We start from the raw sequence: 26,302 nt of genomic DNA on the forward strand, positions 1-26,302 counted from the left end.
GCCTCTCTGCTAAGCCTTTCTTGTGTGCCTTTCTGCTATGCCTTTCTAATGTTTTTCTCTAATTGTGCTTAGAAAACTAGTTTGTTAACAAATTCCAATACTCTGTTTGTGCAATGCGATTTACCAGCACCAAACTGGTGCTGCACAACATTAGTGCAAAGGAGTGTTGTTTGTTGATATCCACTCTTTTTAAAAAAGTATGTAACCATCTGTTTATAAAAGACAAACCCGTTATTAGGCCGCTTGGCATAAAGCTTGTTAGTATATTTACAACTGTGAGAAATCTATCAGGCTCCAATGCTTAGCAACTTTATTGAGCAATACCAACTACCAGCGAGTTTTGAGCAAACAGCTCGGCTGCACTTTATGCCACTTGCCAAGCAACTAACGGATAAAGTTACAAACTCACCCAAGCCATTTTTTTTAGGTATTAATGGCTGCCAAGGCTCAGGTAAATCAACCTTAGCGTCATTTCTATTCCACTACTTAACCGAGCAAGCACAACTCTCAGTTGTGAATTTATCGCTAGATGATTTTTATTTTGACCAAATCACTCGACAACAATTAGCAAGCGACATTCATCCGTTATTAGCAACACGTGGCGTCCCCGGCACGCACGATATCACCTTACTCGCCAAAACGCTGCACGCCCTAAAAACGGGCAAACAAACATTACTTCCTAGCTTTAATAAGGCACAAGATAATCCTGCACCAAAGACAGACTGGTTGGAATCACCAGGAAATACTGATGTCGTTATTTTTGAAGGTTGGTGCTGGGGCGTTACCGCGCAAGCTATGGCAGAACTTGCGTCAGCAATTAACTCACTTGAAGCAAAGTCAGATGCGACAGCTACGTGGCGTAACTATGTGAATGAGCAACTTGCTAGCTATTATCAACCGCTTTATCCGCTTGTCGATAGCTGGCTGATGCTCAAAGCACCTAGCTTTGATTGTGTCGCCCAGTGGCGCTGGCAACAAGAGCAAAAATTGGCAGCCCAACAAGCTATCGTTAATACTAAGGAAACGGCAAACAAGGTAATGTCTAAGCCACAAGTGATGGACTTTATCGCGTACTTTCAACGCTTAACAGAGCACGCCTTAGCAACATTACCCGAACGCTGCGATCTCGTGTTCGAGTTAGACCAAGAGCGAAATATTAACGCTACCGTAGGACGGATTTAAGATGACAATAACGGCGAATAATGCCTTGCCTATGGTATTCACTGACCTTGATGGCACCTTGCTCGACCATCACAACTACAGTTTCGCTGCGGCAGAGCCGACACTGGAAAAGCTTAAAGCGCATCAAATTCCAGTCATTGCAACAACCAGCAAAACAGTGCAGGAAGTCACACATTTGTATGAAGCAATGGCCATTAATGGCCCCTTTATTGTTGAGAATGGTGCGGCCGTTTATATCCCAAAATCCTTGTTTACTAAGCAACCTGATAACTGCGAGTCACAACCGCCTTTTTGGGTAAAAACCTTTAGTTCTCCGCGCTCAAATTACATTGCAATAGCAGAGCAACTAAAGACAGAGTTTGGTCAATATTTTACCCATTTTGCAGCAATGAGCATTGAAGAAATTGCCAAGGTCACAGGGCTAAGTCTTGCCGATGCGCAACTGGCAAATCAGCGCCAATATGGCGAGCCTGTACTCTGGCGTGGCGGCGAAAATGAAAAGCACGCTTTTATCAATGCCGCTCAAGCGTTAGGCGCCAATATTCTCTTGGGTGGCCGCTTTATTCATCTGTGTGATGCTTGTGATAAGGGTAAAGCCATGAACTGGCTAGCAGGCGAATATCAACACCAGCTTCAGCTGGCGAATGTGAATGTGATTGCTCTTGGTGATAGTGGCAACGATACTGCGATGCTAGAGGCGGCAGATATCGCTGTACAAATTAAATCACCGACTCACACCTACCCGCTACTAAACACCAGTAAAATAAATTTTATCTACCAAACTCAAGGCTATGGGCCAATCGGTTGGAGTGAAGCATTAAACTTCATCATCGACTTTTCAGCGCTTGCCACCCCCCCCACAATACCAACGGGAGAACTTTCTCATGGCTGATTTCTATCAAAATGGCAGTGTTACTACGTTACACAATCTAGGCCAACGCTCATACGAAGACATGGAAAAAGAGCTTGTCAGTTTTAATCAAACACGCCCATTAGGTCTATTATTACCCTCTTTATTTTCCGAATTAGAAGGACCAGCGCTGGCAAAAATTATCGATAAAATAGCGCAAGTGCCTTATTTATCAGAGGTCGTTATCGGACTAGATCGCGCCGATGAAGCCCAATATCGCTTCGCCTTAGAGTTTTTTGACAAACTGCCACAACACCACCGTGTACTATGGAATGATGGCCCAAGATTAAAAGCGATTGATGCCAAGCTGCAAGCTTTAGGTCTGGCGCCAACAGAGCTCGGCAAAGGGCGTAATGTTTGGTACTGCATGGGGTATATCTTGGCATCTAATCGCGCCGAATCTGTTGCCTTGCACGACTGCGACATTTTAACCTACGAAAAAGACTTACTCGCCCGTTTGCTCTATCCAGTTGCACACCCTCAGTTTAACTATGAATTCAGCAAAGGCTTCTATGCTCGCGTTGCCGATGGCAAAATAAACGGTCGCGTTTCTCGCTTATTGGTTACGCCACTTATTCGCGCACTAAAACGCGTTGTTGGCCCAAATGAATATCTCGACTATATGGACTGTTTTCGTTACCCATTAGCGGGCGAATTCTCATTCCGTCGCGACGTGCTAAATGACCTCAGAATCCCTAGTGATTGGGGCCTAGAAATTGGTGTATTAAGCGAAATGCACCGCAATTACGCCACCAACCGTATCTGTCAGGTTGATATCGCGGATGTTTATGATCACAAGCATCAAGACTTGTCACTGGATAACGCTGAAGCTGGCCTGTCAAAAATGTCGATCGATATTACCAAAGCGTTTTTCCGTAAGCTTGCTACTCAAGGTCATACTTTTAGTACTGAAACATTCCGCTCAATCAAAGCAACCTACTTCCGCATTGCGCTCGACTACGTAGAAACTTATCGCCACGATGCGCTAATGAACGGTTTATCGCTAGATATTCACAATGAAGAGGCAGCCGTAGAGATGTTCGCGAAAAACATTATGAATGCTGGCCAAACCTTCCTAGAGAACCCAATGGAAACGCCGTTTATTCCAACGTGGAACCGTGTGATCAGCGCAGAACCCAATATTTTAAATGAGCTCAAAGAAGCGGTAGAGCAAGACAATTTAGAATTTAGCCCGAAATAATGGGCTTTATTCAGTACTTAATTAACTTCTTAGTACAGTAAAAAGTAGGCAATAAAATGGCAGAGTGTACCAGCAGCACATTGGAGGTGTTAACTAACAAGCTAACGCAGCAACTAGCAGTAATTTACGCTGATGTTGAGCTCGATATCAGTTATCAATCGCTAGCCTTAAGTCTTATTCAAACCATGCGCTTGAGCGAGCAAGATAAGCCGCCGGCTCCCTACTCTAACCATTGGTCTGAACAAGATGTAGTGATGATCACCTATGGTGACTCATTACTCAAAGAAAATGAAAAACCATTGGTGACATTGCAACACTTTGCCGACCATTACCTACAAGATCACATCAATAGCATTCATATTTTGCCATTTTTCCCTTATAGCTCCGATGATGGTTTCTCTGTCATTGACTACTCATCAGTCAACGAAGCATTGGGAGACTGGGGAGATATCACTGCCATTGCCAATAAAAAGCGGTTAATGTCAGACTTGGTAATTAACCATTGTTCGTCACGCAGTTTGTGGTTTGACAACTTTGTCAAAGGTGAAGGACAGGGTCATGATTACTTCTTTACTGCTTCTCCGCATGACGAGCTAAGTCAGGTAGTTCGCCCGCGTACTTCCCAATTGTTACGCAAAACGGAAACTGCCAAAGGTGAACAATATGTTTGGTGTACCTTTAGTCACGATCAAGTGGATTTAGACTTTCGCAATCCTGAAGTTCTTAGCCAATTCGTTAAAATTATTCGCCTGTATTTAGACAATGGTGTGCGTATATTTCGTATGGATGCCGTTGCCTTTTTATGGAAAATTGCAGGCACACCTTCGATTAATTTACCGCAAACCCATGAAGTCGTGCGTTTACTGCGCACGCTAATCGAACATGCGCAACCCGATGCGGTAATTATTACCGAAACCAACATCCCAAATACCCAAAACCTAACCTATTTTGGCAATGCTAACGAAGCTCACTGCATCTACAATTTCTCATTGCCACCACTGTTGATTAATACCTTGATCACAGGCAACTGCTTGTACTTAAAGCGTTGGTTAATGAGTATGCCACCCGCGCAAGATGGCACGACTTACTTCAACTTTATCGCTTCACACGACGGCATCGGCTTAAGACCCGCGGAAGGCTTATTGAGCGATCAAGAAATATCATTGCTAATCAATACTATGAAGAACTTTGGTGGTGCCATTTCATGGCGCACCAGTGAGTCGGGCGAGCAGAAAGCCTATGAGATGAATATTTCTTTGTTTGACGCACTGCAAGGCACAGTTAATGGCCCTGATAAGTGGGGCATGCAGCGCTTTATTTGTGCGCATTCAATTATGCTTGGTTTAGAAGGTATTCCAGGTATTTATATTCACAGCTTGTTGGGTACGCGTAACGATTATGAAAAACTAAAAAACACCCATCATAATCGCGCCATTAATCGCCACCGTTGGGATTATGAGGCGTTAGAACAACAACTCGCCGATGAAACAAATCCGCATGCCAATGTACTAAAACAAATGCTAACGTTAATTGATATTCGCACCGCACAAAAGGCGTTTCATCCGAATGCGACGCAGTTTACGCTGCATTTAGGGCTCAACTTATTTGGTTTTTGGCGTCAAAGCCAAGATCGTCGACAAAGCATCTTCTGCATCACTAATGTGACCGATCAGCTACAAGAATTACCTATTTCAGAACTGAACTTGATTATCACAGAGCGCTGGGTCGATTTGATTTCAGGGCAAAGTTTTGATGATCTCACTCAAGCAATCGAGTTAGCACCATACCAAACAGTGTGGATAAGCAATCGCGGAGACTAGAAAACCACTACCTGTAACAGTTTATATTGGTACTTCTTGTGGTCATTAGCCACGCCAAATCTACTTGCTAATCCTTATCCAATATAATTGAATCACTTAGAGTTTTGACCTTAAAAAAGCCGAATAGATTACTCTATTCGGCTTACATCAATTATAGAGTGGCATTAGAAAGTTACTTTTGAACGCTTCGTTTACGCATAATTCCTAATCCTATTAATGCACTCGCTAATAGACCGATCGGGGCAGGCTCTGGTACATCGACAGGTGCATTTCTAACGAGTAAGTTAGCAACAGCGAAGTGTCTTTCACTAATTGTACTTGTTGTTGCACTGCTTCTAAGACCAAATTCAGCGCCATCATTTTCAGCGATATAGCCAACACCAGCGTGGTTTAGCGGATCAAAAATAGAGCTAAAAATATTGCCCGTTAGAATGTTTTGGCTGGCTGGAAGACCCACTGTGCTAGAGGGATCTTTGGCATCCGAGTAGGCTCTAACCTGCCCTTGGCACGTGCGAGCAGAATCATCACTACAGGCGTTCGTTGCACCATAGTTAAACCAGGCTATTTGTGCATCATTAAAGTTGTTACTGAATATTGATTTAGTACCAAAATTTTCAGCAAACCAAGTAGCACCGTAGAAATTGCTCACACTGTACCCATCGACTAATCCACCTGACAGTGAATTCAATAGCGTGTTGGTTTCTTGACGTGTTGCAAAACGCCAGTCATCAGCTTGCCAAATAGCACCGTTATTATCAGTCCACGATTGGTTTTCAATATCCAAACGCGCAATACCAAAGGTACTATCAAGTGATAACCACTCTAGCTCTTGTAGCTCAACTTGTTGAGCTTGGCCAAAATCGTTTTGAAACTCATGTGTTCCAGAGATAAGTCCAGCATTTGCCGTTGTCACAATTGTAGAAAAAACAAGGGGAAGCGCTAACTTAGTAAATTTATTCATAAGGAAATCCTACCTTAACTGCTTATTAAATTTTCCATCGTTCTAAGAAGCTCAATTAAGCGCAGAATCAGGGGTACAGTAAATTTGTGAGGGGCTGTCATAGACCACAATGCACAATACCACTATCTTTGTTCGCAACTTAATGACACTTATCGCTGCTTTTAGTTAGCACTTTTAATTAGAATTGACGCTGAAAAGCAACATCGCTTGTATAGCAAATATAGTGCCTAAAAGGTATACATTTAGAAATGAAAAAGGCTGCGTAAAGCAGCCCTATTAAATTGTTACCGCGTTAAGTGTTTTATTATCAACAAGCTTCTTTAATGTTTGTAATCAATCTATTAACCTTAAAGATGCTCTCAAAGAGCCGTAAAAATAATAATAAAGGATATATAGATGAATAAGTTAAGCTATGTTTTACTTGCTAGCACGGCAATGTTTTCACTATCAGCTGTTGCAGGAACTGAAGTGACCAGCACATTAGAGAAGTTTTATATCAACAAATCAGGAACTGTGCTTTTCAAACTAAACAGTGTGGAACCTGAAGAGTGTGTAGATAAAAATTGGCCTTTAGGTTTTAAAATAACCGACACTTCGGGAAAGCAATGGTTCGACATGTTACATCAAGCAAAATTACAAAATCGACAAATAGGGATCGGCTTTGAAGAAAATAGCCCATCTAGATGCAGCGTATCTTATATTTACTATAAAGATTAAGCTGAGTCTCAATCGAGTTTAAAAAATAAAAGTTAGTGAAAGAGTATTAAAACTCTTTCACCAACACCTTAGACTTACGCTGGTAGTTATACATCTGCTTTTTCTCTTCCGGTAATTCATCAATACTGGTTTCAATAAAGCCCTGCTCTCTAAACCAATGGCCACTGACCGTAGTAAGCACAAATAATTGCTCCAGTTTTTGCCGCTTGGCAAAGGCTTCAACGGCAGCGATCAGTCGCTCACCTCTATTACCTTTGCGGTAATCTGGGTGAATGACCACACAGGCTAACTCACCCGCTTTAGCTTCTGGGTAAGGATATAGCGCGGCGCAGGCAATAATCACTTCTTCTTTTTTCAAGACGATAAAGCGATCAATTTCTGTTTCTAGTAGCTTACGCGAGCGGCGTACAAGTACGCCCTCTTCTTCAAGTGGCTGGATAAGTTCTAAAATTCCGCCAACATCATCAATTGAGGCGGTAGCAATGTGCTCTTTGTGATCTTTGGCAATCAAGGTGCCTGCACCATCACGGGTAAACAGCTCTTGCAGCAGCGCCGTATCACTTTGATACGACACACAGTGACAACGTTCTACGCCGTTTTCACCACTTTGAATGATGGCACGTAGCAACAACTGGCGAACATGATCTACTTCTTGCTTACCATAAGCGTCCAATAACTCTTTGACTTTACCGACACTACAGCTGCGGATCAGTGAGCCATCGGTATCCAGTAAGCCATCATCTTCGGTAAAAGTAATAAGCTTATCCGCACCTAATGAAATCGCAGTTTGTGTAGCAACATCTTCCAGTGCCAAATTAAACACCTCACCTGTGGTGGAATAACCAACAGGTGAAAGCAAGACAATGGAGCCATAGTCTAATTGACGATTAATCGCTTCCGTATCGATACGACGCACAAGCCCCGTGTGCTGATAATCCACCCCCTCTTTGACGCCAATCGGGCGAGCAATCACAAAATTACCTGTACTGACTCGAATTTGCGCACCATGCATTGGCGAGTTTGCTAAGCCTGTGGTTAGCAGGGCTTCAATATGAACGCGCAGTGAACCTGTTGCATCTTTAACCGCCATAAGCGTTTTCGGATCGGTAATACGCAGATGCTGTTCAAACTGCTGATCAACACCGAGTAAGTCAGCACGCTCGGCGATTTGCGGGCGCGCACCGTGCACTATTACCAGCTTTACGCCAAGGCTTCGCAGTAATGCGATATCATGAATAATATTGGCAAAGTTTGGGTGCAGCACCGCCTCACCACCAAACATTAACACCACAGTTTTACCACGATGGGCGTTAATGTAAGGAGCGGCGTTTCTAAACCACTTTACGTAGTCTTGGTTTTTTTCGCTCTTTTCAGTATTAGCGTTCTGACTTAATTGCTGACGCGTGTGTGAAGCTGGCACTAAAGACTTTTCCTATCCAATTCAATCGATAACAAACGTGAGCTAGCTCGCTACGCGGCACACTTGATAAGCCATAGCAATCTCATCTTCTGGATGACGATTTGGGCTTGGCTCGCTATCTTCAATGATGTAATCCGCCAGAGTCGACTTATCAATGGTGCTAAAGCCTAACTTAGTGAAATAATCCGGAATGTAAGTCAGTACAATAATGGTTTCGAGTTCCATCATATGGGCAAACTCCAGCAAGTATTGTGTCAGAGCCTGCCCTTGTCCTTGACCGTGCCAGCTATCATCAACCACGATACTGCGAATTTCAGCCAGCCCCGGTTCATAAATATACAGCGAGGCACAGCCAACTACTTGCCCTTCCACTTCAGCGACAACAAAGTTCTGAATATCGTGAATAATATTTTCGCGAGTACGACTTAAGATTTCACCTTTATCCGCCCAGTAAGCAACTTGTTGGTGAATTTTGTCGATATCTGACATCCGTGCTCGACGGACCGAGAAAGCTTCCGCTTTTTGCGCATTTAAGCGTTGCTGCACTTGTTTAAGCGCCAGCTTAGTTTGTTGTTTACCTGGCGCACCGACCACTTGCTCATTCAGAATATCGGTTTGTACCGTTTGGCCTTTTTGCATTTGAGCAATCGCCTTTTGTACCTGCGAGCGTGAAGTGCCACCCAGCGCTTCACGCTTATCTAGCGTCGATTCAATTGATAAGTGTTGGTAGACATCTTGCTCAATTTTGTCGCTAAATGCTTGTAACTGAGTTAACGTCAGATCTTCCAACGGCACACCTTTATCAATTGCCGCTAATACCACTTCACCAACAATATGATGCGCTTCACGGAATGGAATATCTTTGCTAACCAGATAGTCAGCAAGCTCAGTGGCATTAGCATAACCTTGCTGCGCAGCCGCTAAGGTTCTAGCACTGTTCACTTTTAGCCCTTCAACCACTAGCGTTGCCATTTCCGCGCATTCTTGCCACGTATCTAAGGCATCGAACAAGCCTTCTTTGTCTTCCTGCATATCTTTATTGTACGCAAGAGCCAAGGCTTTCATCGTAGTTAACATGCCCGTGAGTGAGCCAAAGACACGCCCCGCTTTACCACGGATCAGTTCACAGGCATCTGGGTTTTTCTTTTGCGGCATTAAACTTGAGCCTGAGCTAACCAAGTCAGACATTTCAACAAAGCCTGCTTCACCCGAGTTGTAGAAGATTAAGTCTTCGGCGAAGCGCGACAGGTGCATCATGCTAATACTGGCAGTCGACAGCAGCTCAATGACATGGTCACGGTCTGAAACTGCATCCAAGCTGTTTAATGTCGCGGCACGAAAGCCTAAGTTGTGTGCGAGCTTATCGCGGTCAATCGGGTAGGCCGTACCCGCTAGCGCACCTGAGCCCAATGGTGAAACATCTAAACGATAGAGCGAGTCTTTTAAGCGACCAATATCGCGATCGAACATTTCAACATAGGCCAAACACCAGTGACCAAAAGTCACTGGCTGAGCACGTTGTAAATGGGTATAACCCGGCAGTACCGTATTAGATTCGCGCTCGGCGAGGTTCATTAGCGCTTGTTGTAAGTTGACTAAGGCAATAAGTAGCTCACCGCCCGTTTCTTTACACCAAAGCTTTAGATCAGTCGCTACTTGGTCATTACGGCTGCGGCCTGTGTGCAGCTTTTTACCTAAGTCACCGGTTTTTTCAATCAGTTGAACTTCTACCCAACTGTGAATATCTTCCGCGTCAGACAATAAAATCTGTTTCGGATTTTCTTCAACCGATGCTTTAAGCTCCAATAGTGCTGACTCAAGGCGTGCTACTTCGTCATCAGACAACACGCCGACTTGATTGAGCGCCCCAGCCCAAGCAATCGAGCCAACAATATCTTGCACCGCCATGCGGTAATCAACCGGCAATGAGTCGTTAAATTTCTTAAATTGTACGCTCGCCTTTTCTTTAAACCGGCCGCCCCACAATGCCATAGTCTTTCTCCTAACCTTATCTTTAACTGTCGCTGCTACTTATATCTTGTCTAGTTACTTGTCTTTTTGGTTCATGGCAGTAATTCTGCTCGATAAACTAAACAAGCGAATAAAGCCCTCTGCGTGCTGTTGGTCGTAAACCTCGTCAGCACCGAAGGTCGCAAACTCTTCTGAGTATAAGCTGTTTGGTGAACGACGTTGGGTTACCGTCGCGGTGCCTTTGTAAAGTTTCACGACCACATCACCCGTCACTTTTTCGGATAGGGATGCTGCAGCAGCTAGTTGTGCTTTTGCCAGCGGCGTAAACCAGCGACCATCGTAAATCACGTGTGAGAATTCAAGACCAATTGATTCTCTAAACTTCAGCGATTCTTTATCTAGAATCAGGGTTTCCAAGCCTTTGTAAGCGGCCATTAATACCGTACCACCCGGCGTTTCATAACAGCCGCGTGACTTCATACCGACTAAGCGGTTTTCAACGATATCAATACGACCAACACCGTGTGCAGCAGCTTTATCATTTAGGTAAACCAGTGCTTCATACGCTGAAAGGGCTTTGCCATCAACGGCCGTAAGTTCACCTTGGTCAAAGCTTAATTGCACTGTCTCTGGCGTGTCAGGTGCATCCATCGGATCTACCGTCATGGTCCATACTTCTTTTGACGGCTCACACCAAGGGTCTTCTAACTCACCACCTTCGTGTGAAATATGCCATGCATTCGCATCACGGCTGTAGATTTTGGTCAGTGACGCTGAGCATGGAATATCACGCTCATCCAGATAATTAAGCAGGTCTTCACGCGAAACCATGTCCCACTCACGCCATGGCGCAATCACAGTAAGCTCTGGCGCAAGCGCCGCGAAACAAGACTCGAAACGCACTTGGTCATTACCTTTACCGGTACAGCCATGACAAACCGCATCAGCCCCCACTTTTAGCGCCACTTCTACGTGCGCTTTGGCAATGACAGGGCGCGCCATTGATGTGCCTAATAAATATTGGCCTTCGTAAACTGAACCCGTTTTTAAAATTGGGTAGATGTAGTCTTTAACAAACTCTTCTTTGAGATCAACCACGTGACATTCAGAGGCACCTGAGGCAATCGCCTTTTCTTTAATGCCTTCAAGCTCTTCATCACCTTGACCAACATCGGCACAGAAGGCGACGACTTCACAGCCGTCGTAGTTTTCTTTTAACCACGGAATAATTGCCGAGGTGTCTAAGCCACCTGAATATGCTAATACCACTTTTTTGATTTGTTTTTTCTTTGCTAATGCCATGTTCGTTACCTAAAAATTCTTTATTGATCTGTGTTTACTGAATTTGTATTTAATCTGTTCGTCGAAATACTGTGTTACTGGTTCGCAAATAGTGTGACCAACACCGCCATTTGCGCCCACATCCGGTTTTCCGCTTGCTCAAAAACAATCGCGTACTTTTCATCGTCAAATAGCGCAGTGGTGATTTCATGCTCTAAATGTGCAGGTTGGCAATGTAATACCTTAGTTGCACCTGTGGTTTCCATCATGGCGTGATTGACCTGAAACGGCATAAAGCTCGCTTCAATATCGGCAAATTTTGTATCGTCGCCCATAGACACCCAAGTATCAGTATAGATAACATCTTGCGCGCCAATAGCTGAAGCATCGTGGGTTAATACTAGCTTGCTGCCTGATTGCTCAGCGAGTGCTTGTGCCTTGGCAAACATCTCGCTATTTGGGCCATAACCCTCTGGGCAAGCAAGGGTGAAATCAACGCCTAAAATGGCCGCCACGAACATCAAAGAGTTAGAGACATTATTGCCATCCCCCACATAAGCCAGCTTGACCTGAGTCAAATCATCAAACTGTTCGGCTAGCGTGACAAAATCAGCTAGTGCCTGACACGGGTGATATAAATCACACAGCGCGTTAATAACCGGCACGCTAGCATGTTCGGCAAGACCAGTAATTGACTGGTGGGAAAATACGCGTGCAACAATCGCATCGGCGTAACAAGATAGGTTTTTCGCATAGTCACTGACGCGTTCACGCTCACCCAATTTACCGTTTTGCTGGCCCAAATACAGGGCGTGGCCACCGAGCTTGGCAATGCCAATATCGAAACTCACATGGGTACGCAGCGATGGTTTTTCGAAAATCATCGCTACTGATTTGCCCGCTAGCGCTTGGCTGTATTCAGCAGGGTCGCTTTTGATGGTTTTAGCGAGTGCGATTAGATCTAAAATTTGCGACTTGCTTTGCAAATCGTCGGCTAAAAAGTGTGAAATTGTCATCTTAAATTCCTAACGCGGCACTGAGTAAAAGCGCCCTAAAAAAGTATCAAATATTCGTAGTTAGCTGCTGTTTTCTGGCTCGTTTGCCTAGCGGCTAACTGAGTAAGAGGCTGCGATACATTGCTTGGGTAACAGTGTTCTAACTAAGCAGCGTTGCTGGGAATAATGCGGGTACCAATAGCTGCGCCAGAAAGCAAAGTTAAAATCTGCTCTGGTGCTTGCCAGCTGGCGACCGCGATACTTCGTCGTAATTGATTGGCAGCATAGAAAGCCGCATTGACTTTAGCGGTCATACCGCCGGAGATAACCCCAGCTTCAATTAATTTTGAAGCTTGGTTTTCAGTGAGGTCAGCAAGGTAACTACCTGTGTCGTCCATTACGCCATTGACATCGGTTAGTAACAGTAATTCGGCATTGAGTAACTGACAAATGACCACGGCCGCATCGTCGGCATTCACATTGACTAGCTCGCCAGCGTGCGCTTCACTGTCAGCATCGGCATCAGCCGTGCTAATGATACCAATGGAAGAAACGACTGGTAAAAATTCAGCCTTTAATAAGCTGTCTAGCAATTTACTGTGCTGTGCTTTTGGAATTCCGACAGCGCCAAGGCCATCAGGATTTAACGTGCAACTGACCATATTGCCATCAGCAAGTGATAGCCCAACCGCATTGAGGCCAACTTGGCTAGCTGTCGCGACAATTTGTTTATTCACGCTGCCCGCTAAAGCGCCGCTGATAATTGGCATTTGCTCAACTGGCGTCACCCGTAGACCATTTTTCTTTTCGCTGGCAAAGCCTGCTTGCTTGAGCATGTCATCAACCACACAGCCGCCACCGTGCACTAACACAACGGGTGTACTTTGTTGTTGCTGCAATTGGGCGATAACGGTCAGTAGTTGCGTTAGCGCATCGGCTTTTTCTAAAATCGCACCGCCAATTTTTATCACTAGGGGTTTCATGCATTCACTCCCGCTGATTGAGCAACTGTTGATTGAGCAATTAAAGAATAGCCAAGTGGTAAACCAAGTTTAGCATTTAAGCACTGTACCGCTTGTGACGCCGCGCCTTTAAGCAGGTTATCAATTGCCGTGGTCACGACCAGCACTTGCTTGCTTTCATCGTATTGCCAGAAAATATCGGCAAATGGTGTATGCGCAACATCATCAATTTGCGGGCATTGCTTTTTAATGCGCACTAACGGCTGGTCTTGGTAAGCATTAACAAAGGCTTGATCAACCATCTCGGCAGTGACATTGGCATTCAGGGTTAAAGTGACCGTTGCCAATAAGCCACGTTTAAATGGCGCAAGATGCGGGTTGAAAATCACTTGCGCGCCAGCTTCTTGGCTGATTTCCGGCTGATGACGGTGTTTAAGAATATTGTATGGGCGCAAGCTGACTTCATTAAAGCTAGTCGCTAACGAACCATTGCGACCAGCGCCGCTAACGCCACTAATGCCGTTAACAACAATCAAACTATCCTCAAGCTGCAAGTTATTGGTCATCACAGGTTTAAGCGACAGTAAACTCGCCGTTGGGTAACAGCCTGGCACCGCAACTAGCTCACTGTCGGTGAAATTTTCCGGCAACCATTCAGCAAGGCCATATTGCGCCTGCGCTAATGCACGTAAGCTCGTATGAGCGAAACCATAGAATGTCGGGTAATCGGCAGGCTCTTTTAAGCGAAAGCCACCAGAAAGATCGAAGACTTGAACGCCATGTTCAATAAACGATTGTGCCCACTCAACGCTAAATTCGTGAGGGGTAGCAAAAAAGACCGCATCTAGCTCATCAACAGCCGCTTCGAACCATTGCTTTGAAAAAGCCTGGAGGGGTACATCACAGATCCCCAGCCAGCGAGCATGTAACTCTGAAAATAATGATCCATTGGAAGTACTGTTTTCCGATACCACTAAATGCGAGATCGAAACTTTGTCGTGTTGTAGCAATAAACCAACCAGCTCAGCTCCAACATATCCGCTTGCGCCAATAACCGCGACTTTCATATCAAAACACCAAAATTGCAATTGTATTCATTTAACTTACAAAAAACTCAGTACAAAACTAACGCTAAACTTGTTTTCTTGACTACTTGGTACTGCGCAAACAGACAAAACATTCTCAATCTTGCAATGACCAACAGCGATAATTAGGTCATAGCTTGGTGCTTTATCGTCGGAGCTTTGAATACATGTTGATGTTTCCGTAGCCGGCTTCAATCAGGTTATTCACACTGTGACGAGAAAAGTAACACTGTATGAATTTTTATGCAACATTTCAACATAAATATTTTATGAATAATTTATTACTAAATCTGCACTTTGTTTTGCTTATTAATAGTTAACCTCAGCTCTGGATAACTAATGTGCTTCTAGCGGCTATTTATACTGCTACCAGCGTTAAATTTACTTGCAATAGACTAGCTATTGACGCGCAAATTTGCCTTGATATCAGCAAAAATCTCTCGCTAGAAGACAACGATTAACATAAGCATTTGAAATGATTTGTTATTCACTATTTCTTATCCAAACCTGAGGTTAGTTAGCCTAAAGAGATAGGCAATAACACTTAGTGAGCCGAATTTGAGCCCTGCTTAAGGGTGAGAATTTTTTGCTGAATAAAGCGCAGCTAGCAGTAGAAAATTACTATCTAAAGGCCATTTACGTATGAAAAGTTAGCGTTGAACACTCATGGCGAAGGAAAACTATTACCACGTTAATTTTACTGGCGAGCGTTAGCCTTTGTTCAAGCGAACTGTTAAGACGCTTTGTTCCAAAGCTTTTGATTGATGCGAATTGAAAAGTATTCTTTTGGGTGCCAACAACGTGGGATGAGATCGAGATCGGCACGTTCTTGATAATTCGACACGAGGTTTTCCAGTATTTCCTGCAAACGCGCTCGGCTCATATTGGCAAGTCGTTTAGCAGAATTAGCAAAATACAGGTTTTCACTTTTACGGATCAGAATATCCCCGCCATGGCTAATAAACGTGAGCTGTCGAGTGGCGACTCGGCAAATAGGCTCTTCAGGATCTTCAGGATAAAGCTGATTAACGATCGCGTATTCATAGCGTTCAAGGGAATTGCCTGCATCGTCAAGCGCTAGGTAAGTAATACCAAACCCTTGTGGAAACATGCCGGTAATTTTATATAAGCTGTCCACGACTTTTTCGCTACAAACACCGCGCTCAGCATTTTGATATAACGCCTGATAAACCTTGGGGATCAGTTTGTATTTATAGTTCTGCTTGGTTGACAACACAATTGAGCAGTAAATTTGCGGTACTTTAATCACATTCGCCAAGCTTTCTTTCGGATTGATCGCTTGTTTGAGAATGTTTTTGATAAACTTAAGTTTTCTCAACTCTTGGTGATGAAATATCTCGCGGTCTTTTTTTGAGTTACCAAAGTATTCACCAGCACCTAGCCCATCGACGAGAAACTTGATCGACTCTCGATAGTTAATTTGCAGTAACTGCTTGCGATCATCTACCGACAGCGTGCGATAAGGATCGCTATCTCCATCAGGGCCAAACAGAATCTGCTGAGCCTCAGGGTGATAGGTACCAATATCTTGAATCAAAGACGCCTTCATTAAGGGCATTTTTACTTGATCGCGAAAACGTTTATAGCCTTCTTCGTCAAGGCGAGCAAATTGAATAAACTGCTCACCACTGAATTCACCTAGAAATTCTTGAATATAGGCATCTTTGACCGCGCCATCAATAATCAGCCGATCAAGCAGGCGCAACATCAATACGGTTTTATATAAGGGTTTGTATTGCTCGTTTATTTTCGCAATGCCAGTTCCCTCGGTTGGCGTTAACAGTTGTACTGTTCCCAGTAGCTGCGCAGATTTCCGATTAGTTTCTTCATAAGACTCCCCTTCACACAGGTCGAGGATCTCTAGACACAAATTATCGAACCTTTCATGGCGAGCAATACGAGCAGAGCGCACTTGCTGTTGTTGATGTGTCGAATTAGCTTCCTGCTCAGCTCGCCTGCGATCTGATGCTGGACTATGGGCTTGCACCTGTTTGGTGTAGGTCTGTTTGTCTTTTTCTTCAAGTGCCGTGACAGCTTGATTAACCGCATGATCTTGTTCATAAAACTCAAGCGCACCATCTAAGATCGTGTCTTTCAATGGACTGGTTTTAAACATGCGGTCGAGTAAGTTAGTGACCTGAGCAGTTAATATGGATTGATTCGACTTTTTACTCATGCGACAAACGTGGCTGATTCTTGCGGAGCTATGTAGCTTTTCAGCTAACCATAAGTGAAAAGCACCTTAAACTCAAATCATGCTAGCTTAACGCAAAAAGGTTACCTAAATAGTAACCTTTTGTATGTGTTAGCAAATAAATATAAGGAAAAGTAAAAATCTACTTCGGACGAATTCCTAGCGTATGGCAAATTGCATAAGTAAGCTCGGCGCGATTTAGCGTGTAAAAGTGGAAGTCTTTCACCCCTTCTTTTTGCAATACCTTAACTTGCTCCATGGCAATGTTGGCGCCCACTAAGCGACGCGTCGTTTCGTCATCTTCCAAACCTTCGTACATTTTGGGCATCCAACTAGGCACATGAACATTAGTTAAACCAGCGAAGCGCTTTAACGTGTTGTAGTTAGTCACCGGTAATATGCCTGGAATAATTTCGACATCAATACCGACAGACGCGCAACGGTCTCTAAATCTTAGGTAAGACTCAATATCGAAGAAGAACTGGCTAATCGCGCGTGATGCGCCAGCATCTACTTTTCGTTTTAAATTTAACAAATCAAATTGCGGATTTGGCGCTTCTGGGTGCCCTTCAGGGTAAGCTGCCACTGAAATATCGAAATCTGCGACGGATTTTAACAATTCAACTAAATCGGCAGCATACATTGACGGCTTTTCACTGCTATCTGGCAAGTCACCACGTAATGCAACAATATGGCGAACACCACTGTCCCAATAATCTTTGGCAATTTGCACTAGCTCTTCACGGCCAGCATCAATACAGGTTAAGTGCGGCGCCGCCAACAGCGCAGTTTCTTTTTGAATGCGTTTAATTACATCATGCGTGCGGTCGCGCGTGCCGCTTCCAGCACCGTATGTCACTGAGACAAAGCTCGGCTTAAGTGGCGCTAAACGCTCAATCGAATTCCACAAAGTGGTTTCCATTGCAGGGGAATTTGGCGGGAAAAATTCAAATGACACATTAATATCACTGCTGATCTCACTCAAACTTTGATTCAGTGATTCTACTTGTCGCGCATGGCTATAAGTCATTAGTTTATCCCCTTTAATTTTACTTGATGTTGTTTACTCGAAAGCTGTTTACAAGCGTTGGCTAGATCTGAGTGCAAACCGCCTGCGGTGACTTCACGCCCTGCGCCAGGGCCACGAATAATAAGTGGGTTTTCTTGATACCACTCACTTACGATTTTAAAAATATTGTCGCAAGGCGTTAGACTTGCAAATGCATCGCTCAATGGTAGAGCTTCTAGACTCACCTCGGCACGACACTGACCGGCCGTTGCGCCAAACCTTGCCACATATCGAATACACTGACTTTGTTGCTGCGCTGCGTGTAAGCGCTGTGAAAACGGCTCATTTAGCTCTTCTGCTCTCTCGAAAAATTCCGCCAACGAAATACTGCGAAGCGATTCAGGCACCAAATTTTCACAGCTAATATCATCTAACGACAAGCTAAAACCCGCTAATCGCGCAAGAATTAATAGCTTGCGCTGAACATCTCGACCAGATAAATCTTCACGTGGATCTGGTTCAGTAATACCTTGCGCCAGTGCTTCTTTGAGTAAGCTAGCAAAGTCTTGCTTGCCATCATAATGCTCAAACAACCAAGATAACGTACCAGAGAATATCCCTGATATTTCAACAATGCGATCACCGCTTTGTTGTAGATCTTCAATTGCATAGTTAATCGGTAGCCCTGCCCCAACCGTAGTATTGCCTAACCATAAGGCTTGATGTTGCTGTGCCAAATCAAGCATTTCTTGGTAATCAGCAAGCGGTGCTGAGGCCGCCCATTTATTTGCGCCAATCACATGAATACCATGGCTAAACAATTGTGGATACAATTTACTAAACGCTTCGCTCGGCGTGATATCAACCACGATTAACTCATCGTATGGGTGGTTTGCTAGTTGCTCAACAACTTGGTCAAGTTGATATGGCTGCGCTGATTGCTCAAAACAAGTAACCGCCTGTTCAGGTTCAATACCATCTAATTGATATAAGCTTTTACGTGATGACAACAAACCGACCAAGTGCACATTCTCTAGCGCTTTAACACGCTCTAACTGCGTCGGTAAGCCCGCCAAAAATTGCTCACCAATATTGCCTAAACCAGCGACAACTAAGCCGATATGTTTGGCATCTTTAGTAACAGCTTGATGAACGCTATTAAGTAGTTCGCCACTGCACGCTTGTGGCAGCACAGCAACAATACTATCTAAGTGCAAACTATTATAAATCGCTATTGGTTTTTGTTGTTTCAATGCACGTTTAAAGCGCGCTTTAACATTGGCGCGCTTTGATGCTTGATGACCTACAACCGCCATTAGCGACACCGGCGTAAACTTAATTTCAGTACCGTAGCTGGCCAACCATTCACTGACGGCTTTTTGCTGCGATAGCTGGATCACTAATTCGCCAGCGGTAATATCGCCAGTAATGGCATTGAATTGCTCAAATGCCGATTGCCCTTGTTGACCGATTAAGCTTGGCGACTGCACAAGCAACAAATCGTTTAAATACGTCACCGACAACTCGCGCTGCGCAATATGACCAAAATCTCCAACTTCTGTGCCTGGCGTTGCTGGATCAAAGCTACTGGCAACATGCAAGTGGCTGCCAACTCTTTCCAACGGCTGAAGCGTCTTGGCGTGTAATACTGGGTTACCTAAACGACCGAGTTCTTTTGCAACGGTGCGCGGTACACGATGTAGCTTTCTTGATAGCGGTACAACTCTGGGGTCGGCACTATAGATGCCATCAACGTCTGTCCACAAAGTCACATTTTGCGCATCTGTTAATGCAGCCACTATAGTTGCGGAGTAATCGCTACCATTACGACCTAATGTGCAAGGGAAGCCTTGATTATCACGAGCAATATAGCCGGTGATCACCGTTAGTTGCTGACTATTTAATTGGTACTGCAAATTGTCACGGCTAAGCTTGTAATCTACTTGGCAATTAACGTCGTTGTCGACCACGAGAAATTCACGTGCATCTATCGCATAACTCGGGCAGACTCGCTCAGCTAATACTGCTGCAAGCAGCTTTGCCGACCAAACCTCGCCAAAAGCTAATAGTTCAGCTTCATGCGCTCGAATATCCAGCTGTAGCCATTTTGCCAGTAATGTAAAATCTTGCTCAATGGCAGTGGTTAATGGCTCAACACTTGATTCACTCAACAAACCTTGAGCTAAGGCTTGTTGTTTTTGCTTTAACGCGTCAATCGCTTGATGAAGCTGATCGCTGTTTTCAGTGGCAAGCTGAAATATTTCAATAAGATCGTCCGTGGTATCACCAGAAGCTGAGACCACAACGATGTCATCAAGCTGGCAATTGCGCTGAATAATTTCGATAACGCGATTAATACATTCAATAGATGCCAACGAACTACCACCAAACTTATGCACTTCAATAGCGCGTTTGGCTAATTTATTTTGCGGTAAGCTATTCTGCGCAAAGTTATTTTCCGGAAGGCTATCTTGCGGCAAGTGGGCTGGGACTAAAGTACTGCTCATGTTAATGCGCCCAAAGTTAAGCTTGCTGACTAGCGGCAAGGCCAGCGTCCAGATCGGCTAGAATATCGCTGATATCTTCAATGCCAACTGACAAGCGCACTAATGATTGGCTAATACCTGCCGCTTTTTGTGCTTCGATGTCCATTCCCGCATGCGTCATGGTAGATGGGTGACTGATCAAACTTTCAACTCCGCCCAAAGATTGCGCAAGCGTGAACAATGATAGATTATCAAATAGCGCTCGCACTGCTGGCTCACCACCTTTCACTTCAAAGCTTAACATCGCACCAAAGTCTTTTTGCTGACGTTTTGCCAACTCATGCTGAGGGTGGTCTGCCAAGCCAGGGAAGTACACTTGTTCAACTGCAGGATGATTGGCCAAGAAACTAGCAACTTGATTAGCATTTTCTTGATGTGCAGCCATTCTCAGCGGCAAGGTCTTTAAACCACGTAATGCTAGGAAGCTATCAAAGGCTGGGCCTGTAATGCCAATACAGTTTGCCCACCATGCAAGCTCCTCACCGAGAGCCTGTTCTTTAGTCACTAAAACGCCACCAACCACATCGCTATGACCGTTGATGTATTTCGTCGTAGAGTGGAAAACAATATCAGCACCCAGTGATAATGGCTGCTGCAGAACTGGCGATAGGAAAGTGTTGTCAACCGCAACCAGTGCGCCAACGGCTTTACTTGCAGCAGCGATTTTTTCAATATCAACTAAGCGCAATAACGGGTTGCTTGGCGTTTCAATCAGTACCAATTTAGGCTGTTTTGCAAGCGCATCATTGAGTGCCTGCTCGTCGCTTTGATCAACAACAATAACATCAAATTGGCCGCGTTTTGCCAAGTGCACAAACAAGCGATAGCTACCGCCGTAACAGTCGTGTGGAATAACAACTTTATCGCCGACTGACAACAGCTGACAAATCAAGTGAACCGCTGCCATACCTGTGCCCGTGACAATACCTAGAGCACCACCCTCAAGGTCAGCAATAGCCTTACCAAAAGTCGCTCTTGTCGGGTTACCTGTGCGCGAGTAATCAAAATCACGCTTTTCGTTAAAACCCTTGAGTGAATATGTACTTGATAGGTGAATAGGCGCCACCACAGCACCATGATGTTTATCGCTGTTAATACCGGCGCGTGCTGCGATAGTAGCGGTTTTTTGCTTAGTCATACTATTCACCTAGTAATTACTGAGTTTAGCTAGCTTATTCAATTTAGATTTTGAGTAATAAAAATAAGTAAGCCATTAAATGGATGTTTAGACGTCTATAAATCTATCCGTTTTAAATTTTGTGGTCAAGAAGTTTTAGACATCTAAACTTCTACACATATAGGTTGACTGAAATATGCCACCTAGTACAATTTAACGTTAATATCTGGGTTGCATCAAAAAGACATTACAGCGCATTACAAAACGCTGACCATCACCCAACTAATAACAATGTATGAGGTACTTAAATGGCTGATTGGAATGGCGAATATATTAATCCTTACGCAGAGCATGGAAAAAAAAGCGAACAAGTAAAGAAAATCACCGTTTCTATCCCACTTCGGGTACTCAAAGTACTAACTGACGAGCGCACTAGACGCCAAGTTAACAACTTACGTCACGCCACCAATAGTGAACTGCTATGTGAAGCTTTCTTACACGCTTTCACTGGTCAACCCTTGCCTAACGATAACGATCTGGCCAAGGATAATGAGCACCGATTACCAGAAGCCGTTCGTGAAGCCTTGATTGCACAAGGTATTACTGACTTTTCTGAATTCGAAGCAGATGACGAAGAGTAAATCGCTCGAAAAACGCTGCACATAAATTCGAATCAAAAGGCGCAAAATGCGCCTTTTTTAATGCAATTATTGCAATCGCTAATTCATTACTAAATTAGCCACCTTAGCTTGTCATCTTAACTTTTCATATAGTTCTCAGGCAGTGGCAGCGCCGCCACCCCAGACTCAACAGCCGCTTCGGCAACCGCTTTAGCAACTCTTGCTTTCAGGCGACTATCCATAGGTTTAGGAATAATATAATCGCGACCAAAAGTTAAGCTCTTATCACCGCTTGCTTTAAGCACTTCAGCTGGCACTTCTTCTTTCGCCAATTGTCGAATAGCATGTACCGCAGCAACCTTCATTTCATCGTTAATGGCTTTTGCACGCACGTCTAATGCACCACGGAAAATAAACGGGAAACAAAGTACATTGTTCACTTGGTTCGGGTAATCAGAACGCCCTGTGGCAATAATCACATCATCACGCGTTGCTTTAGCCAATTCTGGCTTAATTTCTGGATCTGGGTTTGAACAGGCAAAGACGACAGGGTTAGGTGCCATCAACGCTAAATGATCAGCCGACAATAAATCAGGCCCAGATACGCCAACAAAAACATCAGCGCCTTTGATAGCATCTTCCAATGTACGCTTGTCGGTGTTGTTAGCGAAAAGTTTTTTGTATTCATTTAAATCGTCTCGACGAGTATGAATCACACCCTTGCGATCTAACATGTAGATTTTTTCACGCTGCGCGCCGCATTTGATTAATAGCTCCATACAAGCGATTGCCGCTGCACCTGCGCCCATACACACAATATTCGCCGCTTGAATATCTTTGCCTTGAATATCCAAAGCATTAAGCATACCGGCAGCAGTAACGATCGCAGTACCATGTTGATCATCGTGAAAAACAGGAATACGACAACGCTCGACCAACGCACGTTCAATTTCAAAGCACTCAGGCGCTTTGATATCTTCTAAATTTATGCCGCCGAATGAGTCTGCAATATTGGCGACAGTATTAACAAATTCTTCAACCGTATGGTGTTTGACTTCAATATCAAACGAATCAATGTCAGCAAAGCGTTTAAAAAGTAATGCTTTGCCTTCCATTACGGGTTTTGATGCCATTGGCCCCAAATCACCTAGTCCCAAAATAGCCGTACCATTTGAAATTACCGCTACGGTGTTACCTTTCGCTGTGTATTTATAAACATTGTTTGGATCTTCAGCGATTGCTCGCACGGGTTCTGCGACCCCTGGGCTATAGGCCAATGCCAGATCTTTACTGGTTTCTGCGGGAGTTGTCAGGGCAATACTGATCTTGCCCGGATTTGGCAGCGCATGATAATCCAATGCCTGCTGTTTTAAATCTGTCATCGTCGTTCCTTTGCATGAACATGGTGTTAACTTGATGGATATAACTGTATTTGTAAATCAGATACTTATTATGTTTATTATTATTATAGTTTATATGGTATTTGAATTAAGATGATGCTGACAAGGCTATTTTTTCAAAGAAACTTGCTACAAGTCATATATTTAATGATGCTACGCCTACTCGGATTTTGACTTAAAATCTCGATAATGCGCTAAATTTGCAAAGAAAACTTCATTTTATTGTACAAATTTTGACATAGCTTGAATCTATGCACGGTTCAAAGATTACTATAGCGTTAATGGCGGACTGAACGGGCCTTAGCAATGGATAACTGTTATACCAAATTGAATAATTATTTGATCACTCAGCGAGAATTTAAAGGCTTATAGACAAGGCTTGGCATGCAGAGAATGGTTATTCCCCCTTTTTTGAACGAAAAGCAAACGCCATAACGCAGTATATGAGCCTTTAAAACTCGCCCTTGGGAATGCATAAGCAGCATTATAACTGCACAAAATTCACTTGATGTAGAACGACTATATCGTCATAAATTTCGTTTGTTCTAATACTGCTTATGTCATTCTGAGAGGCTAAATAATTAATCAAATTGGTATTAAGTGCGCTTTTTATAGAGAGGTTAAAGTTAGGAGCTAAGGCGTTAGCGAAAAACCATTATTCTCAGGCACTATTCAAAGGTACTATTCACAAGCACAAAAAAACCAGCCATAAGGCTGGTTTTTAAAACTGTTATACAACAAAACTTAAGACAACGAATTACTCGTCGAATGGATTAACCAAAATCATCGTTTCGTTACGATCAGGGCCTGTTGATACGATATCAATTGGTACACCCGTCACTTCTTCTAAACGTTTGATATAAGCAACAGCGTTTGCTGGTAGCTCATCAAAAGAGGTTGCACCTACCGTTGATTCATCCCAACCTGGCATAGATTCATAAACAGGTGTAATTTGCTCATAACCTTCTGCTGCTGTTGGTGGTACAGTAATCACATCACCATTAGCTGTTTTGTAGCCAGTACAGATTTTTAGCTCTTTTAAGCCATCTAGCACGTCAAGCTTAGTCAAACAGAAGCCTGAAATACTGTTAATTTGCACGGCACGGTGCATAGCTACCGCATCAAACCAACCACAACGGCGCTCACGACCTGTAGTAGCACCAAACTCGTGGCCTACGGTACCTAAATGGTTGCCGATCTCATCGTTTAATTCTGTTGGGAATGGACCTGAACCTACACGTGTGGTGTAAGCCTTTGTAATACCTAATACGTAATCTAGGTAACGCGGACCAAAACCACAACCTGTCGCAACACCGCCCACAGTGGTATTTGAAGACGTTACGTATGGATACGTACCGTGGTCAATATCAAGTAAGGTACCTTGAGCACCTTCAAACATGATTGACTCACCGTTTTTGCGCGCTTGATCAAGAAGCTCTGCAATGTCAGCAACCATACCTTTAATCACATCAGCAACAGCCATTGCGTCTGCTAACACTTCTTCATAGCTAACTGGCTCAGCTTTGTAGTAGTTCACTAATGCGAAGTTATGGTATTCAACGATTTCTTTTAATTTCGCAGCAAAAGAATCAGCACAGAATAGATCGCCAACACGTAAACCACGACGCGCTACTTTGTCTTCGTATGCAGGGCCAATACCGCGACCTGTTGTACCAATTGCTTTGCTACCACGTGCTTTTTCACGTGCTGCATCAAGTGCATTGTGGTACGGAAGAATTAACGGACATGCGTCAGAGATAAGTAAGCGTTCACGCACTGGCACGCCGCGCTCTTCTAACATGGTGATTTCAGCCATCAGGGCTTTTGGACACAGCACAACACCGTTACCAATCAAACATTTTACATTGTCACGTAAAACGCCAGATGGAATAAGATGAAGAACGGTTTTTTCACCATTGATTACTAGTGTGTGGCCTGCGTTATGACCGCCTTGATAACGTACTACGTACTTTGCTTTGTCTGTGAGTAAGTCAACAACTTTACCCTTACCCTCGTCACCCCATTGGGTGCCCAGAACTACAACGTTTTTTCCCATGATTACATGTTGGTAAGAAAATTAGGCGGCGATTCTACCAGAGATCAAAATTGAGTCCAAGTTTTATTGGTTAATTTTACAGCATAAAGGGGAAAGGTTTGCCGCTCAGTACGCACAATACCTAAGCTAATTTTGCAATTAAGCAGCTCAATCAATTAGTTGAGATAAACCATGTGAACTCAACATGGGATAGAAGTTTGTGACCCGCAAGCGCTGACCTGACCATTAATCGAATTATACAACACCCCGAGCTGAGCTGCGGTTCTTCCTGCCGTATCGCCATTTGCTCGGTAGACGAAAGAGCAAGATGTATTGCCACTATGCCGAAAACTTTGAAAGTCTTCAGAAGTATCAGCATCAGCTCTCGAACCATCAATTAATAAATAATTCCACAGCGAATGGCATCCTGCATTACCTCGGCCGATATTATCATTGGCATTTCCTTTGTTAATCCCAATGGGCCAGCCATTAGTACTCATATCCAAAGTGCCATCACCAAAATCTGGCATATTTTGAATGCGCCCAGGTTCACCAGATATTTGCCAGCGCAAATGAGCATCGTCCACCGCTTTTTCAAAGTTGGCTGCAAGCGTACGAATCACCGCTAAATTTGCATCATCCGTTAGGTCAATAAATCGAGGTATTGCCGTTACGGAAATAATGCCAAGAATAACGATAACAACAATAAGCTCAATCAGTGTAAAGCCACTGCTTTTATTACCGTCCATTATTCTACTACTCATATAAATAAATCCTTTTGCGCATAAATTAGGTTAAAGCAATAAGAGCTTGAAGAATACAACCCCCAATTCAGATGATAGCAAAGCTCTTGAT

20 protein-coding genes are annotated in these 26,302 nt (G+C 43.9%); 6 read left to right on the forward strand and 14 right to left on the reverse strand.

From position 1 onward, the window contains the following. Positions 1–297: 297 nt before the first annotated feature. From ACSLUR_RS09155 to ACSLUR_RS09170, 4 genes are read left to right on the forward strand one after another with little or no spacing between them, the layout of a single operon-like run. On the forward strand, positions 298–1,182 hold the full coding sequence (locus ACSLUR_RS09155; protein ID WP_448553840.1) for a P-loop NTPase fold protein: 885 nt from the start codon (positions 298–300) through the stop codon (positions 1,180–1,182). A 1-nt stretch (position 1,183) separates the two neighbouring features. Next, positions 1,184–2,074, forward strand: coding sequence for an HAD-IIB family hydrolase (locus tag ACSLUR_RS09160; RefSeq protein WP_448553842.1), 891 nt, complete (start codon positions 1,184–1,186; stop codon positions 2,072–2,074). Then, a complete protein-coding gene (locus ACSLUR_RS09165) occupies positions 2,067–3,293 on the forward strand; it encodes a glycosyltransferase family protein (protein ID WP_448553844.1) in 1,227 nt (408 codons plus the stop codon). Before ACSLUR_RS09160 ends, ACSLUR_RS09165 begins: the two co-directional genes overlap by 8 nt. Positions 3,294–3,349: 56 nt before the next feature. Beyond that, complete coding sequence (locus tag ACSLUR_RS09170) at positions 3,350–5,113, forward strand: alpha-amylase family glycosyl hydrolase (RefSeq protein WP_448553846.1); 1,764 nt, start codon at positions 3,350–3,352, stop codon at positions 5,111–5,113. A 172-nt stretch (positions 5,114–5,285) separates the two neighbouring features. Here the strand turns inward: ACSLUR_RS09170 and ACSLUR_RS09175 are convergent, their stop codons facing one another. After that, a complete protein-coding gene (locus ACSLUR_RS09175; protein WP_448553848.1) occupies positions 5,286–6,074 on the reverse strand; it encodes a PEP-CTERM sorting domain-containing protein in 789 nt (262 codons plus the stop codon). A gap of 396 nt (positions 6,075–6,470) precedes the next feature. Between ACSLUR_RS09175 and ACSLUR_RS09180 the strand changes: the two genes are divergently transcribed. Next, positions 6,471–6,791, forward strand: a complete 321-nt coding sequence (locus ACSLUR_RS09180; protein ID WP_448553850.1) for a hypothetical protein — start codon at positions 6,471–6,473, stop codon at positions 6,789–6,791. Between the two features lie 46 nt (positions 6,792–6,837). Here the strand turns inward: ACSLUR_RS09180 and argA are convergent, their stop codons facing one another. From argA to metB, 10 genes are all read right to left on the reverse strand, one after another. Next, positions 6,838–8,211 (reverse strand): amino-acid N-acetyltransferase, encoded by a 1,374-nt coding sequence (argA, locus tag ACSLUR_RS09185; RefSeq protein ID WP_448553852.1) that lies wholly within the window; start codon positions 8,209–8,211, stop codon positions 6,838–6,840. Positions 8,212–8,253: 42 nt separating this feature from the next. Continuing rightward, a complete protein-coding gene (gene argH / locus ACSLUR_RS09190; RefSeq protein WP_448553854.1) occupies positions 8,254–10,203 on the reverse strand; it encodes an argininosuccinate lyase in 1,950 nt (649 codons plus the stop codon). Between the two features lie 54 nt (positions 10,204–10,257). Then, on the reverse strand, positions 10,258–11,484 hold the full coding sequence (locus ACSLUR_RS09195) for an argininosuccinate synthase (protein ID WP_116002009.1): 1,227 nt from the start codon (positions 11,482–11,484) through the stop codon (positions 10,258–10,260). A gap of 74 nt (positions 11,485–11,558) precedes the next feature. Further along, a complete protein-coding gene (locus ACSLUR_RS09200) occupies positions 11,559–12,473 on the reverse strand; it encodes an ornithine carbamoyltransferase (protein WP_448554369.1) in 915 nt (304 codons plus the stop codon). Between the two features lie 149 nt (positions 12,474–12,622). Beyond that, positions 12,623–13,441: an acetylglutamate kinase gene (gene argB, locus ACSLUR_RS09205; RefSeq protein ID WP_448553856.1), complete on the reverse strand. Its 819-nt coding sequence runs from the start codon at positions 13,439–13,441 to the stop codon at positions 12,623–12,625. After that, a complete protein-coding gene (gene argC, locus ACSLUR_RS09210; RefSeq protein ID WP_448553858.1) occupies positions 13,438–14,487 on the reverse strand; it encodes an N-acetyl-gamma-glutamyl-phosphate reductase in 1,050 nt (349 codons plus the stop codon). Before argC ends, argB begins: the two co-directional genes overlap by 4 nt. A gap of 751 nt (positions 14,488–15,238) precedes the next feature. After that, complete coding sequence (locus ACSLUR_RS09215) at positions 15,239–16,702, reverse strand: hypothetical protein (protein WP_448553860.1); 1,464 nt, start codon at positions 16,700–16,702, stop codon at positions 15,239–15,241. 160 nt (positions 16,703–16,862) lie between these two features. After that, positions 16,863–17,750, reverse strand: a complete 888-nt coding sequence (gene metF / locus ACSLUR_RS09220; protein ID WP_448553862.1) for a methylenetetrahydrofolate reductase — start codon at positions 17,748–17,750, stop codon at positions 16,863–16,865. Next, positions 17,750–20,236, reverse strand: a complete 2,487-nt coding sequence (gene metL / locus ACSLUR_RS09225) for a bifunctional aspartate kinase/homoserine dehydrogenase II (protein ID WP_448553864.1) — start codon at positions 20,234–20,236, stop codon at positions 17,750–17,752. The genes metF and metL overlap by 1 nt, the downstream gene beginning before the upstream one ends. A 16-nt stretch (positions 20,237–20,252) precedes the next feature. Continuing rightward, positions 20,253–21,413 carry a cystathionine gamma-synthase gene (gene metB, locus ACSLUR_RS09230; RefSeq protein WP_448553866.1) on the reverse strand — a complete coding sequence of 387 codons (1,161 nt, stop codon included), beginning with the start codon at positions 21,411–21,413 and terminating at the stop codon, positions 20,253–20,255. A gap of 287 nt (positions 21,414–21,700) precedes the next feature. On the opposite strand from metB, the gene metJ reads away from it, so the two are divergent. Further along, positions 21,701–22,033, forward strand: a complete 333-nt coding sequence (metJ, locus tag ACSLUR_RS09235) for a met regulon transcriptional regulator MetJ (RefSeq protein WP_116002016.1) — start codon at positions 21,701–21,703, stop codon at positions 22,031–22,033. Between the two features lie 116 nt (positions 22,034–22,149). Here metJ and ACSLUR_RS09240 read toward each other — a convergent pair whose 3' ends face one another. From ACSLUR_RS09240 to ACSLUR_RS09250, 3 genes are all read right to left on the reverse strand, one after another. Further along, entirely contained in the window at positions 22,150–23,394 is a 1,245-nt protein-coding gene (locus ACSLUR_RS09240; protein WP_448553868.1) for a malic enzyme-like NAD(P)-binding protein, read from the reverse strand. Between the two features lie 775 nt (positions 23,395–24,169). Further along, on the reverse strand, positions 24,170–25,468 hold the full coding sequence (locus ACSLUR_RS09245) for an adenylosuccinate synthase (RefSeq protein WP_116002018.1): 1,299 nt from the start codon (positions 25,466–25,468) through the stop codon (positions 24,170–24,172). Positions 25,469–25,647: 179 nt separating this feature from the next. Further along, on the reverse strand, positions 25,648–26,211 hold the full coding sequence (locus ACSLUR_RS09250) for a prepilin-type N-terminal cleavage/methylation domain-containing protein (RefSeq protein ID WP_448553870.1): 564 nt from the start codon (positions 26,209–26,211) through the stop codon (positions 25,648–25,650). Positions 26,212–26,302: the final 91 nt, after the last annotated feature.

The organism is Thalassotalea montiporae, assembly GCF_053485855.1.

Excerpts from the sequence above, each read along its gene's own strand:
- ACSLUR_RS09250 (WP_448553870.1), bottom strand. The coding sequence starts at position 26,211 with ATGAGTAGTAGAATAATGGACGGTAATAAAAGCAGTGGCTTTACACTG.
- ACSLUR_RS09160 (WP_448553842.1), top strand. The coding sequence starts at position 1,184 with ATGACAATAACGGCGAATAATGCCTTGCCTATGGTATTCACTGACCTT.
- ACSLUR_RS09245 (WP_116002018.1), bottom strand. The coding sequence starts at position 25,468 with ATGGGAAAAAACGTTGTAGTTCTGGGCACCCAATGGGGTGACGAGGGT.
- metB (WP_448553866.1), bottom strand. The coding sequence starts at position 21,413 with ATGACTAAGCAAAAAACCGCTACTATCGCAGCACGCGCCGGTATTAAC.
- ACSLUR_RS09165 (WP_448553844.1), top strand. The coding sequence starts at position 2,067 with ATGGCTGATTTCTATCAAAATGGCAGTGTTACTACGTTACACAATCTA.
- metJ (WP_116002016.1), top strand. The coding sequence starts at position 21,701 with ATGGCTGATTGGAATGGCGAATATATTAATCCTTACGCAGAGCATGGA.
- ACSLUR_RS09155 (WP_448553840.1), top strand. The coding sequence starts at position 298 with ATGCTTAGCAACTTTATTGAGCAATACCAACTACCAGCGAGTTTTGAG.
- ACSLUR_RS09170 (WP_448553846.1), top strand. The coding sequence starts at position 3,350 with ATGGCAGAGTGTACCAGCAGCACATTGGAGGTGTTAACTAACAAGCTA.
- argH (WP_448553854.1), bottom strand. The coding sequence starts at position 10,203 with ATGGCATTGTGGGGCGGCCGGTTTAAAGAAAAGGCGAGCGTACAATTT.
- ACSLUR_RS09175 (WP_448553848.1), bottom strand. The coding sequence starts at position 6,074 with ATGAATAAATTTACTAAGTTAGCGCTTCCCCTTGTTTTTTCTACAATT.
- ACSLUR_RS09195 (WP_116002009.1), bottom strand. The coding sequence starts at position 11,484 with ATGGCATTAGCAAAGAAAAAACAAATCAAAAAAGTGGTATTAGCATAT.
- ACSLUR_RS09215 (WP_448553860.1), bottom strand. The coding sequence starts at position 16,702 with ATGAGTAAAAAGTCGAATCAATCCATATTAACTGCTCAGGTCACTAAC.
- metF (WP_448553862.1), bottom strand. The coding sequence starts at position 17,750 with ATGACTTATAGCCATGCGCGACAAGTAGAATCACTGAATCAAAGTTTG.
- argC (WP_448553858.1), bottom strand. The coding sequence starts at position 14,487 with ATGAAAGTCGCGGTTATTGGCGCAAGCGGATATGTTGGAGCTGAGCTG.
- ACSLUR_RS09180 (WP_448553850.1), top strand. The coding sequence starts at position 6,471 with ATGAATAAGTTAAGCTATGTTTTACTTGCTAGCACGGCAATGTTTTCA.
- metL (WP_448553864.1), bottom strand. The coding sequence starts at position 20,236 with ATGAGCAGTACTTTAGTCCCAGCCCACTTGCCGCAAGATAGCCTTCCG.
- argB (WP_448553856.1), bottom strand. The coding sequence starts at position 13,441 with ATGAAACCCCTAGTGATAAAAATTGGCGGTGCGATTTTAGAAAAAGCC.
- ACSLUR_RS09240 (WP_448553868.1), bottom strand. The coding sequence starts at position 23,394 with ATGACAGATTTAAAACAGCAGGCATTGGATTATCATGCGCTGCCAAAT.